Raw genomic sequence first — 20,148 nt, forward strand, 5'->3', positions numbered from 1 at the left:
CGCAAAACAATTCAACTAATTTAATCATGCCTGTTCCTTGTTTATCCAATCGTTCTTGGTCGAAAGATCGGATCTCGGAACAGGCATTTAGTTCAATTTCTTAAACGAGATTCAGGTTAATTTAGGCTGCTTACTTAATATCAAACCTATCAACAGTCATTACTTTAGTCCACGCAAGGATAAAGTCTTGTATAAACTTCAATTGGTTATCTTTGCAAGCGTAAACTTCGCTAATAGCGCGTAGTTGCGAATTTGAACCAAATACCAAGTCAACGCGCGAGGCTTGCCACTTTTGTTGTCCAGTTTTACAGCAATGACCTGTATAAGTGTTGGCATGCTCATCTTCTGCTTGCCAGCGTGTATCCATATCGAGCAAGTTGATAAAAAAGTCATTACTCAACACTTCTGGTTGCGTCGTTAATACACCATGAGGGCGTTGCTCAAAATTGGCATTGAGTACGCGTAACCCGCCGACTAATACGGTCATTTCTGGTGCAGTTAATGTCAATAGCTGTGCTTTATCTAGTAATAACTCTTCGGCACGAACACTGTAGTGTTGTTTTTGATAATTTCTAAAACCATCGGCCATGGGCTCTAGCACATCAAAAGATTCCACATCTGTTTGCTCTGCACTGGCATCACTTCGCCCTGGAGTGAAAGGAACTAGGATATCAAAGCCACCGGCTTTGGCTGCTTTCTCAATAGCAACAGCACCACCAAGTACAATTAAATCAGCAAGTGATACGGATTTATTGGCTGTTTGTGCATCGTTAAAGCGTTGCTGTATTTGGCTCAATGTAGACAGTACTTTTTGCAGTTGTTCAGGCTGGTTTACAAGCCATTGATTCTGCGGGGCTAGGCGTATGCGTGAGCCATTGGCTCCGCCACGAGAATCTGACCCTCGAAAGGTTGAAGCTGATGACCACGCGGTGTATACCAACTCTGAAACACTTAATTGTGAAGCGAGAATTTGCTCAGCAAGTTGGTCAATATCACGTTGATCAACTAATTCATGAGTTACATTAGGAATAGGGTCTTGCCAAAGTAAATCTTCTTTAGGCACCTCAGGTCCAAGGTAGCGTGATTTTGGCCCTAAATCACGATGTGTGAGTTTAAACCAAGCGCGCGCAAAAGCATCTGCAAACTCATCTGGATTATCATGGTAGTGTTTTGATATTTCTCGGTACTTAGGATCTTCGCGCATGGCCATATCGGCGGTCGTCATCATAATGCCAACGCGTTTATTCGCATTGTCAGCATCGGGTGCATGATGATCCGGTGCTAAGTCGACAGGCTCCCACTGTTGTGCCCCTGCTGGGCTTTTTGAAAGTGTCCATTGGTATCCAAAGAGTACGTCAAAGTAGCTGTTATCCCATTGTGTTGGTGTGGGCGTCCATGCACCTTCAATACCGCTAGTGATGGTGTCTGTGCCTTTGCCACTGCCGTGTTGGTTACGCCAGCCTAGGCCCATTTCTGCTAATGGTGCAGCTTCAGGGTCAGGCCCTAAATTAGAATCTGGCGCTGCGCCGTGACATTTACCGAATGTATGTCCGCCAGCTGTTAATGCAACTGTTTCGGCATCATCCATGGCCATGCGTTTAAATGTTTCTCTAATATCTTTACCTGACGCGACAGGGTCAGGTTGACCATCAGGCCCTTCAGGGTTCACGTAAATCAATCCCATTTGTACTGCTGCTAAAGGGTGTTCCAAGTTCCTTTCACCACTGTAGCGGTTGTTTTCTAGCCATTCCTTTTCCATGCCCCAGTAAATATCTTCTTCTGGTTCCCAGATATCTTCTCGGCCACCGGCAAAGCCAAATGTTTTTAAGCCCATGGATTCTAATGCGACATTACCAGCTAGGATAAATAAATCAGCCCAAGATAAACTGTTGCCATATTTTTGTTTTATAGGCCAAAGCAAACGGCGAGCTTTATCTAAATTGGCATTATCAGGCCAGCTATTGAGTGGGGCAAAGCGCTGGTTACCTGTTGCAGCCCCCCCTCGGCCATCAGCTGTGCGATAGGTGCCAGCGGCATGCCATGCCATACGGATCATAAATGGACCATAATGACCGTAATCTGCAGGCCACCAATCTTGTGAGTCTGTCATGAGTGTATTAAGGTCTTGTTTAACTGCGGCCAAATCAAGCTGCTCGAAAGCTTTGGCATAATTAAAACTCTCACCCAAGGGGTTGGCTTTTTTATCATTTTGGTGAAGGATTTTTAGGTTTAATTGGTTAGGCCACCAATCAAGGTTTTTGGTTTTATTATCACCAATACGCGTATTACTGCCATGCATAACAGGGCATTTCCCAGCTGCACTTTTATTGCTTTTATCCATACTCTATACCTTTTTGACTTATTTAACGGCAAAGTTAACTTGCTAGCTTTGCTTGTATTTTAGACTATAGATATGAATTTAAATGAAAGACAGTGACTTATCTCGATTGCAGCATTCGATTTTTTACATGAGACATTAGCAGGGAGTCCATATGAGTCTCTAAGACGTTTCACTTATTTCTACTCGCCAAGGAGGGTTTAGGCGGTTATCCCCAGCCCAGTAGAGTTTAATCTGATTGCCACTGGGGTCTTGTAATTGCGCCTCTCGCCATAGGTAACGCTTATCCTCTGGTAGTGATGTAAAAATGATGCCTTTACTTTGCAATTTAGTCACCCATTCATCAAGCTGTTCGTATTCAAAATAAATAGTAACACCGTGTTGTTGACCGTTCTCACACAGCGACAGTGAAAACGTAGCACCATTAGGGCACTCAAAACGCGCATAATGTGGGGTATCGACAATCTGTAAAAAGCCAAGTTTGCGATAAAATTTTGTGGCATGCGCCATGTTGTTAACAGGTAATGTAATTTGGTTTAAATTCATAGTGGGTAACTTCTTTGTGTCGATTTAATACAGGTTGATATAGCGACTGCTACAAAGACTGGTAAATTATTTTATAGGTCAGGTCCGTTCGGTACACGTGAAGGCTTTGAACAAATGTAGAGCATAACCAGCAGCTCACAGGATGCAACACTCACAAGCACCCATGTGGCAGGGCTGCCAAGAAGCAAGATAAAAAAACCTAATGACATACCAAGTCCTGCGTATAGTTTTCCTTTGGTAGGGATCACCCTATGATTATGCCATTGTTGCAGTACTGGGCCATATTTTTTGTGAGTGAGTAGCCAGTTGGCAAGCTTGGGGTTAGAGCGAGTAAAACAGGCAAGGGCTAAAATAAAAAATATAGTGGTTGGCATGACGGGTAAAACAATCCCTACAAAACCTAAACCAACAAAACTAATACCAGCAATATGAAGCCAAAAACACCGATTGAAAAGCATCATAATCTTTTTAGCCATCGCTTAGCTCTTTTGCATGAAATTGATATTTAAAGCTTATCACAGTGCGATAAGTTTGCGAGTTTTTAAACCGCCAGTAATGCTTAAAGCGTTGCTGGCGGTTGATTACTGCGTATTAAAAATAATAGCCAATATTGATATTAAAACGTCGCTCAGTGTCGTCACTATCACCCGCGATTGAGCCGCCAACAAATGGTTGGTTTTTGGCATTTACAAAGTCAAAATAAGTGAAGAACCCGCCTGCGGCAACAGACACTCCGGTGACATTCATCCAAGTGTTTTCAGTATTATCTGATTTGTCGTAGATGATGCCAAAGTCATTGTAAAACTGCAGGCCAGTTACCGCGCCCCATTTAATCGGTAAACTGTAGGCAACATTCACGTTAGACGTGGTTGCTTGGGCAGCCATGCTGTCGTAAAACGCGTAAGCACCGACGGCCATACGATCAACACCATCTACATCATAGTTGTATTCGCCATGTTGCAATTGAAAGTTCCAAGGCCCCATATTCGAGTTTACATGTACGGCCCATGATTGGTAGTCTCCCGCACGTTCAACACCATTGTGTAAGCCGCCTGTTTGTCCAGAGAAACCAACTTCAGTGGTTCCGCCCTTATGCTTAAAGTGATATGCATACCGGCCTGCAAAAGTGTTATATTCACCGAGTGGCTGGGTGGGGTCATCATATACTCCATCACCCGCTTTTCTATAGCCTACAACATCATAAGAGTAACGATCGTTTCTATCTTCTACGTAGCCATCCACACCGCCGAGCTCATCATTTTTGAAAAAGCCAATATCTAGTTGCCAGTTGTCTTTAAGCTTGCGCTTGAATAAAACGCCTAAATCATGATCATCTTCGAGGCCAATATAGTAGGTTGTATTAAAAAAGTAGTTGTGCGAATTGTATGGCCAGTTACCGAACGGGACTTTTGTTATCCCCGCTTGTACTTGCCAGTCCTTAGCAAAATTATACCCAACATAGGCATATTTAACCGCGCTCATGTAATCAAAAAAGCGTATTTCTGCATTTAATTGTACATCGCCAATATCGCCTGCAAAGTTGACTCTAAAAATATCAAAGTCAAAGTCGCCTCCGCGATTTTTATTACCATCATTATAGGATGTGTGACTGAAGTTTGTCCGAACTGCACCGCCAACTTTGATCCCCGATGGTTTTTTCTTAGGCTTTTCGAGTGATTTTTTTTCAAGCTTTTGGATTTGCTTTTGCAAATCTTCAAGTTGTTGTTTTAATTTCTGTATTTCTCCATCATTTGCCTGAGCAAAGCAAGGTATTAGGCTCATTGCAAGTGCGAGAGATGTTAATTTATGCATGGTTACCCACTTTATAGTTACTGTGATAGTTACTTGTATGTATTAGGGTAGACTATTTTAACCAAATATCTCAAATTAGAAACAGTCAGACGATTTTAAGTTAATTCAGCAAATTACGTTCCTAATGCTTGACCATTTTGTATCTTGCTATCTATATTTCTAAGACCATATTAATGGATGATGCAACAATGAGTATTTCGCAAAAGCTGCGGTTAGCGTTTATATCAGCGATTGTTTTACCTTTATTAATTATTGCTGGGTTAATGATTTCGCAAACTAGGCAGGCTTCGTTGGATAATTTTTCTGAGCTGGCCAATAGAGAAGCTCTGCAAATTGATAACGGTATTGCTATGTTTTTTGGTGAAATAGCTAAAAATGTCGACTATCTTGCGGCACACCCCGATATTATTGCAGCTCGAACCAATGTGAAAACCTACCTTGATACTCACTCTGCAACACAGCTTAACTCGATGCAAAATCATGCGATTGAAAAACAAGCCTTTCAACAAATAGACTTATTTGGCCAAACTCATCCCGGTATTGCTTATATTTTTGTTGGTAACGAAGAAGGTGGATATATTCAATGGCCGCAAGGTGAAGTAAATGCGCGTTATGATCCGCGTGAGCGTCCTTGGTATCAAACAGGTAAACGAGGCAGCGGCAATACCATCAGAACAGATGCTTATTATTGGGCACCCGATGATATGGTGATCGTTTCCACAGTCAAGGCGTTAATGCACGAAGGTCGGCAAGTCGGTGTGCATGGTATGGATGTATCGCTCAGTGGCTTGACTGATATTGTTAAAGAAATTAGCTTGGGAGAGACAGGATATTTACTCCTTGTTGAAAATACAGGCACTGTATTGGCGGATGCAAAATATCCAGAACATACATTTAAATCTTTTGATGAAATAGCCAGCGGTGTATTTGCCGATATTGCACGAGAGGATGCTGGTCTGTACAACATTGAGCTCAGTGGTGAGGACTATTTTGTCAACGTATACACATCAAACAGTTTAGGGTGGAAATTTGTAGGTTTGGTGCAGGCCTCAGAGGTGATGGCATCGGCTAATAATATGACTATTACGATTATTGTGCTCAGTGGTATTTTAATTGCAGTTTTTGTTGTTTTGTCTACCTATATAGCTCGGTTAATTTCAGGACCAATTAAAGAAGTGAGTGATGGGCTTACTGTCATTTCACAAGGTGGAGGTGACTTAACACAACGTTTGGATATTACAGCAAAAGATGAAACGGGCAAATTAGCTAATAGTTTTAACCTATTTTTGAACTTGATAGCACAGTTAGTAACACAAATAAACCAATGTGCGCAGCAAGTCACCACAACGGCGCAGGCAACATCGGCGCAGGCGACAGAGCTTACAAACTCGACCACCCAACAACAACAAGCGCTTGAAATGGCAGCTACAGCTATTAACGAAATGGCGGCGACCGCAAACGAAGTTGCAGCTAGCTGTGCAAATGCCGCAGAGCTTGCCTCACAAACACAGCAAGCATCTGAGTTGGGGCAAAATGTGATTACACAAACCGTGTCGAGTGTGGCAGAACTTGCATCTGCTATCACGGAAGCTAATTCAGACATTACTCAGTTAGATAGTGAAAGCGAAAGTATTATGTCTATTTTAAGTGTGATCCGCGGTATCGCAGAGCAAACAAATTTACTTGCTCTGAATGCTGCAATTGAGGCGGCCCGCGCCGGTGAACATGGCAGAGGCTTTGCTGTAGTTGCTGATGAAGTAAGGGCACTGTCGCAGCGTACCTCGGAATCAACAGAAGAAATTGCATCGCAATTGGACAAATTACGTAAAATGACTGAGCGAGTATCTCAAGAAATGCGTAAAAGTTTGGCACGAACCGAAAAAACTGTCGAGCTAAGTCAGTCAGCGCAGACTCAGTTTTCTGATATTACAGAGTCTATTCAAACAATAAGTGATGTGAACACACAAATTGCCACCGCAGCAGAGCAGCAACAGCATGTTGCAGAAGATATTAGTCGCAATGTTGTTGAGATTAAAAATGCTGCCGACAGCGTTACTGAGGTGGCTAATAAGACAGCTCAAAGTGGTGAGAAAATGAATCGGCTTTCCTCAAACCTGACCGACTTAGTGGGTCAATTTAAAGTTTAATCGAAGGCTTTCACTACTTTGTTATTCGCAACTGGCATAAATCATTATGCCAGTTGCTCATTTCGTGTGTTGAAAGCCTTTGCCTTGAAAAAGCTTATACTTTATAGATAAACAGGTCTTAATTTACCTCAGAGCAATGCTCAATGATGAGGATCCTTCATCATTGAGCGTTATTTATTTACTCATGACTTATTTGTTAGGTAATGTAGAGGGTAGTGACATACTCAATAATAAGGTGAGAGATGGAATTATCTGCATCAGTTTCTATTCAACATACTGATAGTGGGCTTGAATATATCAATGTTAATAGCCCGTTATGTACTGCCAAGGTGTTTTTACAAGGCGCACAATTGTGTGAATTTACACCGACAGGAAAAAGTCCCTTAATTTGGGTCTCTGCAGAGGAAGACTATCAAGAAGGAAAACCTGTTCGTGGTGGTATTCCTATCTGCTGGCCGTGGTTTGGCGTGCATGAGAAAGCTGATTGGCCTATTCATGGTGTAGCTAGAAAATTGTTATGGCGCGCAGAGGAAGTCAATGAGTTTAGTGATCATATAGTGGTCCGCTTATCTTTACCAATGCGCCTCGTGGATAAAAGATATTGGCCATATGACTCTAAGTTGGAAGTTGAGTTTCGTTTTTCTGAGCAGTTAGAGGTGCGTTTAACGAACACCAATCTGGGGGAGGAGGCATTTACTTTGTCCCAAGCATTACATACATACTTTCCTACCTCTGCAATTGAAAATACCACCGTCGATGGTCTACAAGGCGCAACTTATATTGAATTTGGCAAAGGACCATTTTTACAAGATAAGGTGGTTGGATTTGAGCGAGAAACAGATATGGTGTACACCCAAGCAAATACCATACAAACGATTCAAACTCCCGAGGGTAGCATTGAAGTTACAAGAGAAAACTCAAGCTCTTGTGTGCTGTGGAATCCTTGGATAGAAAAATCTAAGCGGCTAAGTTATTTTCGAGATGATGAGTATCACACCATGTTATGCCTTGAAGCTGCCAATGTGCTAGACGATATAGCATGTGTTGAGTCTGGGCAAAGCCATACACTAGCAACCGTTATTCGTTGGCTTTAAATTTGCGGTTTAATTACCGTATCCTTTGTGCGCTGTATGCTGCGTATTAGGATGCGGTATGTTGCTATTCACTCCTTTTACTAATTACATCATGAACAATGATGATAGAGTCATTAAAACTTACAATTTAATAATACTTTCATACAGTTAAATAGGCTGGTTTTTGGCATACTCATTGAAATCGTCAATCATAGAGTTATAAATTTATGTGCATACAGTCAATCGTGACAAATTGTTTAAAACTAAGTGGTTTATTGGTGATGTCAGTATGGGCATCACCCAATTGGTTTACACTCAATACCGCACACTTTAATGTTCATTATACGCAGGGCCATGAAGCTTGGGCGCGCTCTGCTGCGCAAGAGCTTGAAATAGTACGCGATAAAGTTTGGCAACAGCAAAAGCGTGTATTAGAAGGTAAAGCTGATGTCGTGGTATTTGACCCAAACCATGCAGCGAATGGGTTTGCTTTGCCAAGCACTGATAACCCTTTAATGGCTTTGTTTACGACCCCGCCTCAATCAGATACTGCTATCTCAAATCATGCTAGTTGGCAGCAACTGTTAATTCTTCATGAGTACATTCACTTAGTACATTTGTCGCAACCGAGTCGGCATCATTGGAAGCAAGTACTCAGAGATTCATGGGATATATTCGACTTGTCACAGGCAATGATGCCGCGCTGGGTCGCTGAGGGCTATGCGACCTTAATGGAATCAAAAATGACTGGGCGAGGTCGTATTTATGATAATTATACTAATGCATTGCTAACTGAGCTTGCCCAACAAGGTGGGTTGTTATCGTACGACCAACTCAATGAAGGTAATGATGAGTATTACTCTAAAGCTATGGCTTATCTGCTAGGAGGGCGTTTTTTAGCATGGCTTGAAGCGCATTATTCTCAGAGTACACTGGACGCTGTTTGGACTCGCATGCGAGCTGTGGAGTCTAGGAGTTTTGACAGTGCATTCTATGGCGTTTTTGCAGAACATCCAGCTACTTTGTACCGGCGCTTTATCGCAGAGTTTACTTATAAAGCGATGTCCAAAGAGCAGCAAGAAGCGCCTTTGCATAGTACGCTTTGGCAAGATTATAAATATTCAGCAACAAGCCCAGCGCTCTCAGCTGATGGTAGCAAGCTAGCAATAGTAGAAAGAGACCGTAAAGGTAGAGTTAAATTAAATGTGTATGAAACGAAAGACGATCCAACAGCTGAAGAAGAATTTATTGAGCAGCAACAAGCACGATTAGTCGCGGACCCAAAGGATATTGCTGATGTTCGGCCAAAAGTATTTGCCAAAAAAACACTGCATACCCTTGAGCCAATTAATTTTTCAGGTATTCGTTACCCTAAATGGTACGATGAAAATTCTTTGTATTTTATTGCTTCAATTTATAGTCAGAACACAATACACGCGCGTCGCGGGGAGCTATTTAAATGGTCCCTTGATACTGGTAAAGTTGAGCAGCTCACACAGGAGCTTGCAATTCGTCGTTTTACACTCAGCCAAGATGGTCAAACGATTTTTGCCGAGCAAGTGTTAAATGGCTACTCGGAATTGGTGCAAATTGATACCAATAAACAAGAAGTAACCCCTTTATTTTCTAAGCAATTAAGCACTTTATATGACTTTCCTACGTTGCATGATGCACAGCAACAATTAGCTTATTTAAAACATACGCTTAATCAAGGTTGGAAATTGTATATACAAGACCTCGCGACGCAAGAGCAGCGCCAAGTTCCTATGCCTCAAGGATATCAGTATGCAACTCAACCTAGCTGGTCAAAAAGTGGCGATGCGCTTTATTTTGTAGCAGGCAACCGTGGCAGTGTCGATATCTATCGTTATGAATTAGCAACGAATGCTCTATATAAACTCACGCAAGGCCAGTCGTTATTCGCTTTCCCAATGGAGCAACCAAGTGGCGAGTTGTTATATTTGTCTAGCGGCTTTCAAGGTAATGATATGCATCAACTTCCTGCTATTATGCCTGGGCAGTTGGTTTATGAGCTGGCTGAACAAGATAGTATGGAGTCACATAGCATAAGGGCCAAATCACGCCAAGTGCAGTCTGCATCAGCACAACTTGAGCCACAGATACAATTGCCTTTGGCTAAAATCTATCAGCATGAAGCAAAGGTGGCTCAATACGATATTTGGCAGCAAAGTGCCTCCATGGCACTTGGTACACAATATACATCTGCCAGTACGTCAGTATTAAATGTAGGCGTTAAAGGGTCTGATTTTTTAGAGCAACTAAGTTGGCATGTGGGTTTGACGCAAGGCGTTACCAATAATGCGTTAAATGGCATGTTTGCCAAAGCGCGTTATCAGCACGGTCAATCACAATGGGATCTGCACATTTTTGATTACAAGCTTGATGCTCAGAAGCAATATGAATCAACTTTGGGGTATAAAGAGCAACACGGCGTATATGGGCAATTTAGCCGTGCATATCAGTGGCAGCAATTACGTTTGCAAGGGCAATTATCAGGGTTGGCTAGCAAGCAACATCAGCAGGGGCATAACGTTAGTGAAAACTGGTTACGTGTGGGAGCACAGCAATCATGGCAATATGATAATCAATCATTCGCTATTGGTCAGAAATTGTCTGGATATTGGGTTGAAGGCAAAACAGATGGGCAAGATTGGCAGGGCCAGAATATTACCGGCACGCTATTTGGTAAGGCGTTTTATATGCCAATGTATGTATCTTATCAATTTGCAAAAAGGCAGCGGCAAACACTGCAATTAGGTGGATTTAGCTCCTCGCTGCTACCCCAATCTCGTTTAGTAAATATGCAAATAGCTCCAGACTTGCCATTTTATGCCGCGCAGGGAAATAAATATGAGGGTTATGGTGGTGCGATTGCTCTTCGAGCTAGTTCTCCATGGCTTTATTATCAGCAACATCAACTTGATGAACAGGTATTTGCACAAAGTTATGGTGTTAAATGGTCAACAGGGCTCAATGGGCAAACTTGGTTAGGTAAGTTTGCACCTGCCGGACTGAGTGATCTGCGCTTAGATGTGGGATTGAGTCGGGTCGAAGGTGATAAAATTGATAATGAAAACCGAGCATGGTTAGGACTTTGGTACGACTTATAACAAAGTAAAATATAGTAACTAAAAAAGGCGACACATTATGTCGCCTTGGATAGAAACTGATATGGAGAATACGTGCATGTCAGGTCGTATGTATGTTTTGTAAAGTGGTAAGCTTTTAACGTAGCCTACATGCTTCCCGATATGCCTTAGTTAGTATAGTCAGCAGTTAGCTGTACGCCACTAAATGCCGAAAATGCTCTGATCATGACATGATAACGTCCAGTGCCATCGTTTTGTGTACAGGTTTCACCATTACCCCAACGATATGGACGGCAGTCATAAGTTGATGTTGTCGGTTTTGCTCCTTTACGCACATATAAATCAGCATCGCCAGTACCACCGGCCATTTTGAATGTAATGTTGGTAGCACCTACCGGTACGTCAAAATAGAAAAACTGTTCTGAATATCTCACGCCAGATAAAGCGGTTTTGGTGACGCCTTTTTGCAGCTGGGCAGGGTCGTCTATCACATCTAATACTGAGACAGTTTTAGTTTGTGAGGCCGTTTCTCCTTGCTCATCAGTAATCGTCAAAGTGACTGAGTAGTCCCCACTATTTGCATAGCTGTGCGAGACATTGCTGCCAAAGTCATTACTACTGCTATCACCAAACTGCCATTCGTATTGATTGATACTGCCGTTAGGTGTGGTTGATGATGAGCCATCAAATTGACAAGCGAGTTGCTCACAGCTGTAAGTGAATTTAGCACTAGGGCTAGGGTTTTGATCTGGCTGGTCACCTACAGGCACTTGGTTATTGAATACATTTGCCACTTGTGGCCAAATTTTGCTGATTTTAGCGCCTTTGTTAGTGCAACCACCAAGATGGTGAAGGGCAATAACATCACGGGTGTCTGCAGCGATGACTGGAGAACCTGATGAACCGCCAGTTGTGTCACAGTAATAACCTAAGTCAGTCGCTGTACCACGGCCATTCGCATCAGTTTCATTTACCTGACACAAACCGCCATTATCTTGATCTGATTCGATAGACAGCTCTTTTGGGTTACCAGCACCGTGCTGTGCGATATAAATACGTTGATCTTGCGTTGCATCGTCAATATCTAAGCCAAAATATCCAAATGGGGCTGTTTGCTCAAAGTTATTAACAGTAAACAGGGTGTAATCTAGCGTGTAGTCGGTTTTTAAAAAGTCTTTACCAGTGACCTTTATCACAGTCTCTTTCGTTGTGCCATTACAACTGGTGTGCTGATAGTTGAACCAAACCTCTGTAGAAGTAAGCTCTGATGCGGTTTCAACACAGTGGTTATTAGTGAACATATGATTATCTTCACCAACGCGCCAACCAGTACATAGGCTGCGGCCACCAATAACCAGACGTGCTACAGGGCGGCTGCGCTCAAACTCTTCTGGGTGAGAGTCAGCCCAGCATTGCACGTCCTTGCGTTCCATCGCGCCACAAGTTGAATCTGTACCTATATCATCACTGCCAAGCTGGTTTTCAATACCGAAGTGGTAATAATCAATAATAGGAGTGCCAAGCGTCGTATTTAGGTCTGATCCGGGCGTATACTCAACAATCACGGTATCGCTTGAGACTGACATAGCGGCAAAATGGTTTATACCATTATCACCTTTTTCTAGCGTCGCTTTGCGCATGTCTGCTTCAGTATACTCATAACGTTCACTATTATCCGTCGCTCTAACGATGAGTTTGCCACCGCCTTTTAGGTTAACGTTCTTAAAGTGCACTTTTATATAGCTGGCATCTGGATGAGAGATTGTTTGCATAATGGTATTTTTTTTACCACTGAGCGCGAGGTTTAATGTGGCTGTTTTGCCGATGACAGCTTCATTTGTTTTACTTGTAAAGCTGAGCATTTGTTCCTCACTTAAAGGAACTTGTGCAAGTGCTGCCATTGAGGCAAAACTCAGTAGAGGAAGAAAGTAGCGTTTTTTCATTGTTGGTCCTTACATGTGTTTATTTTGTCTAAAAGTGAGACACATTTAAGGTAGAACGAAAAACCTCTTGGGTAAATAAAATGTTAATAATAAATTAATTGTGTATTTATTTTTTTGCTTTGTTTTAGTTATAACCAATACCAAATTGTTTTAAGGTATTGAGCTTTGCTTGGTAAATTCCTTTCTTCTGTTGATCTTCAGCTTTATCAAGCGCACTTTGCAGAAAATTTTGAGCTGTCTTGAGGTCTCCCCTAAGATAATTAATTTTTGCTAAAGCGAAGTAAGGCTCTGGTAGGTAAGGTGTATTTAGAAGTAACTTGTTTAAAATATTTTCAGCGGTTAAATATTGCTTGCGGGAAATAGCTTGTTCGGCTAGTTGAATAAAGTCAAAAGGAGTTTTAGCGTTATAATGCAGAGCTTGATCAAGTTCATTCACTAGTGCTGTCTGACCTAACTGTTGAGCAAGAAAGCGATAGTTGTACAGTAAATTACTACTAAGAAAATTGTGCTTGTATGCAAATGCGAATAACCTTTGGGCACTCTGTGTGTCACCATTACGACGGTGTAAAATGGCTGTTAAGCTAATAAGTTCAGGATCATATGGGGTATATTCAAACGCTTTTTGTAATAGTGAATAACTCAAATTAAACTGTTTTTTTAATAGTGCTTCAGTAGCTAAATTCGCATAGTACTTAGCAACTAAATCGTGATAGCTGGCGCTGCCAACAAATACAATATCTTTGACAGGAAAATAGTCAATTACTGTCCCTGGACGCATAAAGTATAACCAATCTTTGTTTTTCTCCAAAGGTGCATACAGTTTTGTTTTAAAGTGGCTAGAAATAAGAATTGTTTGCTTTTTCTGCTTATATACGGGCATTGATGCCACTTCGCTAAAGCCTGTTTCAATTCCAATTAAGTTTGCGTAAGCCTGAGTTAAAATTGCTAAGCTAATACAATTACCTTCATTTTGGCTAATCACTTCGCTGGCTGTGAGCGTGGCGCCATCATAACTAAAATTATCAACCTTAAACTTTAAGTAATCTGCAATGATGCGATCTGCACGTATCTGTTTTGTAATAGCTTGACTAGCGAAAGTTTTAAATGCGTTTTGCTCTACTTCAGGTAAAGCAAAAATTTGTGCCTCTAGAGTTATAGGCACGGGGTTAAATAAGTCATGATTAATTAAACTCGTTGGGGAGGGGACTTGTTTGAGCGCGTTGCCTTTTTGAGTATGACTACAGCCAGATAAGGTAAAAAAGAATAAAACAATTAATAGCTTGAACATTATACATACTCGAAATAGACAACTTTATTTAATGTATCTGTTGAGTAATAGCTTGGCAATGGGTTTGTTTAAAGTGTCGATCAAATGATTGGCTTCACGAATATTTCACTCGGTGCCTTATATGTTGAGCGTTACTTCAGTCACGGCAGGACATAATATGAAAATTTGGCTTTTGGTTACCCTGAGCATAGTTCTATCTGGGTGTAGTTTTGTGCGAACCATAGGCATGAAGTGGGCAAATTCTGATATTGAACCAGTTTGGCAAGGTCAGCTGCATAAACAGCTCCTTGACTCCTCTTTTGAAGGGGAAAAAAGTTATGTCAATGTCCACGTAAATGGTCATCGTTTAAAGCTGTTAATAGATAGTGGAGCAAGTTTTAGTATGTTGTTTGATACACCGAAAGTTAATGCGATTGGCTTATCACAACAGGCTGAGTTGATGATTGGTGGCTGGGGGGATGAAGAGGTAAGTGCGGCCTATAAAACACAAGTTGATAAGTTTACTTTGGCCCAAGTGAGCTTTGATAATATGGCATTAGCCGTTATTCCAACATCTACGAGTAAATACTATTTGCGAGATGATGAAGCAACGTTTGATGGTGTTTTAGGTCACGATGTAATGCGACACTTTGCGTGGACTTTTGACAAAGAACAACAAACAATTGAACTGTCACGTGCGGCATATCAACCACCTCTTCATACGCATGCAATACCTTTTTCCATTTCATTTAGCAAAGTAAGGTTACCAGCTCAATTTTATTTAACTGATCAACATCAAGTGAAGATGCCTATCATATTGGATACTGGGTCACGACACTATTTAAAGCTCAGTGCTACGTATCTGGCGAATCACAATATTAATATAACGCCTCTTGTTGGCGCCGCTGATTTTGGTTTGTCAGGTAGAACTAAACACCAAAGGGGTAATATTACAAGCATTCAGTTAGGCGATTTAAAAGTACCAAATGTGAAGGCTAATTTTATTCCGACGGATGAGGAGGATGAACTATGGATTATCGGAAATGCATTTTTGAATCAGTTTGTTACTACAGTTGATTATCACACCAGTATATTGTACTTACAGCCACGCGGACAGAGTTTTAAAACGCGTTATAACTTGTCTGGGTTAGAGTTAAGAAAGATTCGAAGCGGCCATTTTGTGGTGAGGCATATTGCTGCTCGTTCAGCTAAGTTTGGGTTACGTGTGGGTGATATTATCACGCGTATCAACAACCAAAATGTACACTCACTGAGTATGGATAACTGGTTAGATATCAGTAACTCGCCGGCTGAGCACTTATTATGTTGGGCGCACTCTGCTATTGATACATTGCAGTTACATAGCGAGCAGTGTAATACGATGGTTTTTGCAAATATTATTGGTTTCAGTGAAGTTTACTAGTATGTTGCAAAGCTATTTAAAAACATGTGATTAGGTTTTTTAGGGGGCTTTCAAGCGTGACTCTGTGATTATATAAAAGGACGTAACATAAAATTACAAATGTCACGTTCTCCTTGTATGTATTATTGTTACTATAGATGCAGGAAATTTTTTACAAGGTGAAGTCATGCGAATGAATATTTTAAGATGGATATTACCCTTTGCGGTATTGGTAATAGGCGCTGTTGGAGCTATTGGCATTAATGCCATAGCGTCGGACCCTACAGAGAAGGAGCCTATTGACAGCCGACCTGTAGTCGAAGTGGAGCTGATTTCAGCGTTAGACCATCAAGTAATGATTAATAGTTATGGTGAAGTTAAGCCCTTCGAGCAAACTCAATTATCAGTGCAAGTGTCTGGTGAAGTAATGTATTGGCATCCTAACTTTATTGCGGGAGGTATTGTTGCTCGCGGAGATGTGCTAATGCGTATAGAAAAGGATAATTACGAAGCGGCTTTGTTACAAGCGCAAGCTGAGTTGTCACGCGCTAAAGCAGCATTAATAGAAGAGCAAGCTTTGGCTAATGTAGCAGCAGATGAAGCCAAACGCTTCCCGAATAAAAAACATACCGATTTATTTCTTCGTAAACCTCAGGTGATGAGTGCAAAAGCATCGGTTAAATCAGCGGAAGCGGCGCTGAAAAGAGCACAGCGCGATTTAGATAACTGTGAAGTGGTAGCGCCATATGATGCACTGGTTGTTGCTAGAAACGTGGGCTTAGGGCAATTTGTTGGAGTGGGTACGTCAGTAGCTCAGCTAAACAATATTGAAGCTGCGGAAGTTATTATTCCTATAGCGGGGTTTGATAGTGCCTTTTTGCCAAAAAATGTGGCGGGTATTAAAGCAAACGTGACGCAAAGTGGCTTAAATGGTTTTACACGTCAAGCTTTTATAGACCGCGATTTAGGAGTGGTAGATACGCAAACCAGAATGGTTAACCTAGTCGTGAGAATCGATGACCCGTATGGCCTTAAATCTGACCAGCCAGCAATTAAGTTTGGTGCATTTGTACAGGTTGATTTTGCGGGAAAAACTTTGAATCGTATTTATCGTCTTCCGCAAGATTTAGTCAACAATCAAACTGTATGGTTATTAAATGATGACAACAAACTAGAGCCGCGTAAGGTGCAAGTGATCCGTGAAGAAGGGGAGTTCTTTTTTGTTAATGTGGGCTTAAATGATAATGAGCGAATAGTGACGACGGTGCCAGAGTATCCACAAGAGGGTATGGCGGTTAAAGTTGCAGGTGCAGACTCATCAGATGTGCAAGCATCTTCTCAAAAGCTATAGGTGTAGGGAGTGAGTATGAGCACGGAACAACCTGAGAAGCAAACAGGCATCATCGCCTATTTTGCTAACAATCCAGTCGCAGCCAACCTTTTAATGTGGTTTATTCTTATTGTTGGTATCGCGTCCTATTTTACGAGTCAACGTCAGATGTTTCCTAACGTTGAATTGAATTATATTAATATTGAAGCGACCTACCCTGGTGCATCACCTCAGGAAATTGAGGAAAGCATATTAGTAAAAATTGAAGAAGCATTAAAAGATGTGACTGAAATCGAAGAAGGCGTATATCGCGCTTTTCGCAATGGTGGCAGTGCATCACTTGAGATAGACCCAGATGTAAAGTTGTCTGATGTTATGGATAAAGTGAAGCTGCGAGTTGATGGTATTGCTACTTTCCCTGCAGCAATGGAACCCTTAACTGTCAGCCAAAGAGAGTTTCGTCAAGATGTGATTGGCATGACTGTATCGGCAGACTTACCCCTAACTGACTTAAAACCAATTGCTAAAAATATTGAAGACGAATTGCTGCAATTGAGCAATGTATCGCTCGTGGAAGTGAATGTACCACTTGATGAGATTGGTATTGAAATAGACCCTGATATGCTGCGTCAGTACAACCTGACTATCAGTGATATAACCGCAGCAATTCGTGGTTATTCAACGAACTTATCTGCTGGCCAATTGCGCACAGATGCTGGCGTTATTTCAGTGCGAGTAGAAAATCAATCGTATAATGGTGAACAGTTCCGTCAAATCCCGGTTAAGATTGGTGCAAATGGCGCTAAATTACTGCTCAGGGATGTGGCTGTCGTTAAAGATGCGTTTACTGAAGGCGAGCGCTATTTTAAATTAAATGGTGACAATGCGGTTTATATTGCTGTTAAAGCGACCAAAGAGCAAAACATGATCCCCATTGCACAGACTGTGAAGGCATATATTGCGCAGAAAAATGCTGAACTGCCAGCAGGTGTAAAAATAGACCCACTTGTTGATATGACCTATTACCTCAATGGCCGCCTAAGCATGATGAAAAGCAACTTATTCCAAGGCGCTATTTTGGTGGCTATTATGTTGTCTATTTTCTTACGTTTTAAGCTCGCATTATGGGTGATGGTTGGCCTGCCAATCTGCTTCTTAGGCGCGATAATGGCCATGCCACTCATTGGAGTTACGATTAACGTGGTGTCATTGTTTGCTTTTATTATGGTACTGGGGATAGTGGTGGATGATGCCATTGTAATTGGAGAGAGCGCTTACACCGAAATAGAGAAGAATGGACCCGGCGTAGAGAATGTTGTACGTGGTGCAAAGCGTGTTGCAACGCCGGCTACTTTTGGGGTACTTACTACAATGGCGGTATTTGCACCATTGATGTTCTCAAGCGGGCCTGATAGTTCTAACTTCATCTCTATTGCCGGTGTGGTATTACTCTGTTTAGCATTTAGTTTGGTTGAGTCTAAGTTAATTCTTCCTGCGCATATCGCACACACCAAGTTTAGTCCGTTGGCTGAAAATAGCTGGCGTGTGCGTTTTAATAAGCGCTTCTTTGGTTTTGTAAATGGACCATACAAACGTTTTGTGACCTTGTGTGTGCAGTGGCGTTGGACCGTACTATTTGCTTTTATTGGTATGTTTATCATGAGCGTTACACTGGTAACCAGTGGTGCTGTGAGAACGTTGTTTGTACCTAAAATACCTCATGACTTCCCTGCAATTAATCTAACCATGAATGATAATGCATCAGATGAGCAAACGATTTCAGCAATCCGTCAATTAGAGCAGCTTATTATTTCTGAAGACAAAAAAATCGAACAGGAATTTGGACAGAAAATGGTCCGAGATGTCATGGTAATGAACGAAGGTCAAACAGAAGGCCGTGTTTTAGCGCCGTTAGTTGATGAAGCGTTACGCCCATTTAACACTTTTGAGTTAACGCGCCGTTGGCGAGAAAGTATGCCTGAAATTGCCGGCGTAAAATCTATTATGATTGAAGAAGAGGTGATTTCATTAGGTACAGACGGTGATTTTGGTTACTTATTATATGGCTCTGATATTGAGACTCTAAATGCGGCGGGTCGACAATTAATTCGGATGTTGCAAGATGAAAAAGGGTTGTTTGACATTAGCTCAACAATTGACCCTGCAAGTAAGGAGATTCAGCTGACTTTAAAACCGGTCGCCCATGATTTGGGCTTATCACTACAAAATATTGGTATGCAAGTGGGTGCCAGCTTTTATGGTGGTGAAGCACAACGTGTGATCCGAGGTGGCGAAGAAGTGAGAGTCATGGTGCGTTATCCAAAATTAACGCGAGAAGCATTTTCATCTTTAAAACATACCGTGATTACTACGCCAACAGGTAAAGAAGTCATGCTTGGTGATATTGTGGAACTGGTTGAAAAACCAGGGATAAGCTACATTCGTCGTGAAGAAGGCTATCGTACTGTATATGTTTACGGCAATATTGATGAAGAAGTGGTTGAGCCAAATGCGGTGACCAAACGCATTGACGATGATATTTTGCCTCAGTTGTTAAAGAGTTTTCCATCGGTTAAAACCAAGCTAGGCGGTTCGGTTGAAGAGCAGCAAGCGCAAGCGAATGAACAATTGGTATTCTTTATTGTAGGAATGTTGATTGTGTATATTTTGTTGGCTATTCCCCTTAAAAGCTATGCACAACCACTGATTGTGATGTCGGTGATCCCATTTAGCTTGGTTGGTGCAATTTGGGGACATTTGTTCTTTGGCTTAGACTTAAGCATGATGTCGACCTACGGCATTATTGCTGCCGCAGGTGTGGTGATCAACGATTCATTGGTGATGACAGACTTTGTGAATCAAGCTCGTAAAGAGGGAGTGCAGCTTAAAGATGCGGTAATTAATGCAGGGTGTGCACGCTTTAGGGCTATTACACTGACTTCTATAACAACTTTTGTAGGTGTTTTACCCATTATGTTTGAAACCAGCTTGCAGGCAATGTTTGTTATCCCAATGGCGGTTTCGCTGGGCTTTGCAGTGGTATTTGCTACACTGATCACGCTATTGCTGGTTCCGTGTTTATACATCATTATGACAGATGTTCGGACCATGTTCAGAGGCTTATACAATGCTATTAAAGGGCTTTTCAAAGCACGTAACAAAATACAAAATGCATAGTAG

At 41.7% G+C, this 20,148-nt stretch carries 12 protein-coding genes; 6 read left to right on the top strand and 6 right to left on the bottom strand.

The annotated features are described in order from the left end of the window. Positions 1-130: 130 nt before the first annotated feature. The 4 genes from katG to OCI93_RS19140 form a co-directional block, all read right to left on the bottom strand. Positions 131-2,341, bottom strand: coding sequence for a catalase/peroxidase HPI (katG, locus tag OCI93_RS19125; protein WP_261594762.1), 2,211 nt, complete (start codon positions 2,339-2,341; stop codon positions 131-133). 159 nt (positions 2,342-2,500) lie between these two features. After that, positions 2,501-2,884, bottom strand: coding sequence for a VOC family protein (locus OCI93_RS19130; protein WP_261594761.1), 384 nt, complete (start codon positions 2,882-2,884; stop codon positions 2,501-2,503). 71 nt (positions 2,885-2,955) lie between these two features. After that, the gene (locus OCI93_RS19135) at positions 2,956-3,360 is read right to left on the bottom strand and encodes a YbaN family protein (RefSeq protein WP_261594760.1); all 405 of its coding nucleotides are present in this window, start codon (positions 3,358-3,360) and stop codon (positions 2,956-2,958) included. Positions 3,361-3,475: 115 nt separating this feature from the next. Next, entirely contained in the window at positions 3,476-4,696 is a 1,221-nt protein-coding gene (locus OCI93_RS19140) for an OprO/OprP family phosphate-selective porin (protein ID WP_261594759.1), read from the bottom strand. A 173-nt stretch (positions 4,697-4,869) separates the two neighbouring features. On the opposite strand from OCI93_RS19140, the gene OCI93_RS19145 reads away from it, so the two are divergent. The 3 genes from OCI93_RS19145 to OCI93_RS19155 all read left to right on the top strand — a co-directional run bounded on the left by OCI93_RS19145 (position 4,870) and on the right by OCI93_RS19155 (position 11,047). Next, a complete protein-coding gene (locus OCI93_RS19145; RefSeq protein ID WP_261594758.1) occupies positions 4,870-6,843 on the top strand; it encodes a methyl-accepting chemotaxis protein in 1,974 nt (657 codons plus the stop codon). A 242-nt stretch (positions 6,844-7,085) separates the two neighbouring features. Next, a complete protein-coding gene (locus OCI93_RS19150) occupies positions 7,086-7,937 on the top strand; it encodes a D-hexose-6-phosphate mutarotase (RefSeq protein WP_261594757.1) in 852 nt (283 codons plus the stop codon). Positions 7,938-8,161: 224 nt separating this feature from the next. Next, the gene (locus OCI93_RS19155) at positions 8,162-11,047 is read left to right on the top strand and encodes a TolB family protein (protein WP_261627070.1); all 2,886 of its coding nucleotides are present in this window, start codon (positions 8,162-8,164) and stop codon (positions 11,045-11,047) included. A gap of 146 nt (positions 11,048-11,193) precedes the next feature. Here OCI93_RS19155 and OCI93_RS19160 read toward each other — a convergent pair whose 3' ends face one another. Together OCI93_RS19160 and OCI93_RS19165 are read right to left on the bottom strand one after the other, a co-directional pair. Further along, the gene (locus OCI93_RS19160; protein ID WP_261627071.1) at positions 11,194-12,969 is read right to left on the bottom strand and encodes a PKD domain-containing protein; all 1,776 of its coding nucleotides are present in this window, start codon (positions 12,967-12,969) and stop codon (positions 11,194-11,196) included. A 124-nt stretch (positions 12,970-13,093) separates the two neighbouring features. Continuing rightward, complete coding sequence (locus OCI93_RS19165) at positions 13,094-14,257, bottom strand: tetratricopeptide repeat protein (RefSeq protein ID WP_261627072.1); 1,164 nt, start codon at positions 14,255-14,257, stop codon at positions 13,094-13,096. Positions 14,258-14,414: 157 nt separating this feature from the next. Here OCI93_RS19165 and OCI93_RS19170 point away from each other — a divergent pair, with 157 nt between their 5' ends. From OCI93_RS19170 to OCI93_RS19180, 3 genes are all read left to right on the top strand, one after another. Next, the gene (locus tag OCI93_RS19170; protein ID WP_261627073.1) at positions 14,415-15,659 is read left to right on the top strand and encodes an aspartyl protease family protein; all 1,245 of its coding nucleotides are present in this window, start codon (positions 14,415-14,417) and stop codon (positions 15,657-15,659) included. Between the two features lie 166 nt (positions 15,660-15,825). Then, positions 15,826-16,989 (top strand): efflux RND transporter periplasmic adaptor subunit, encoded by a 1,164-nt coding sequence (locus OCI93_RS19175; RefSeq protein ID WP_261594751.1) that lies wholly within the window; start codon positions 15,826-15,828, stop codon positions 16,987-16,989. 15 nt (positions 16,990-17,004) lie between these two features. Continuing rightward, entirely contained in the window at positions 17,005-20,145 is a 3,141-nt protein-coding gene (locus OCI93_RS19180) for an efflux RND transporter permease subunit (protein ID WP_261594750.1), read from the top strand. The last annotated feature ends 3 nt before the right edge of the window (positions 20,146-20,148 follow it).

It is taken from the genome of Pseudoalteromonas holothuriae (genome assembly GCF_945859825.1).
In the GTDB taxonomy this organism is placed as follows: Bacteria; Pseudomonadota; Gammaproteobacteria; order Enterobacterales; family Alteromonadaceae; genus Pseudoalteromonas; species Pseudoalteromonas holothuriae.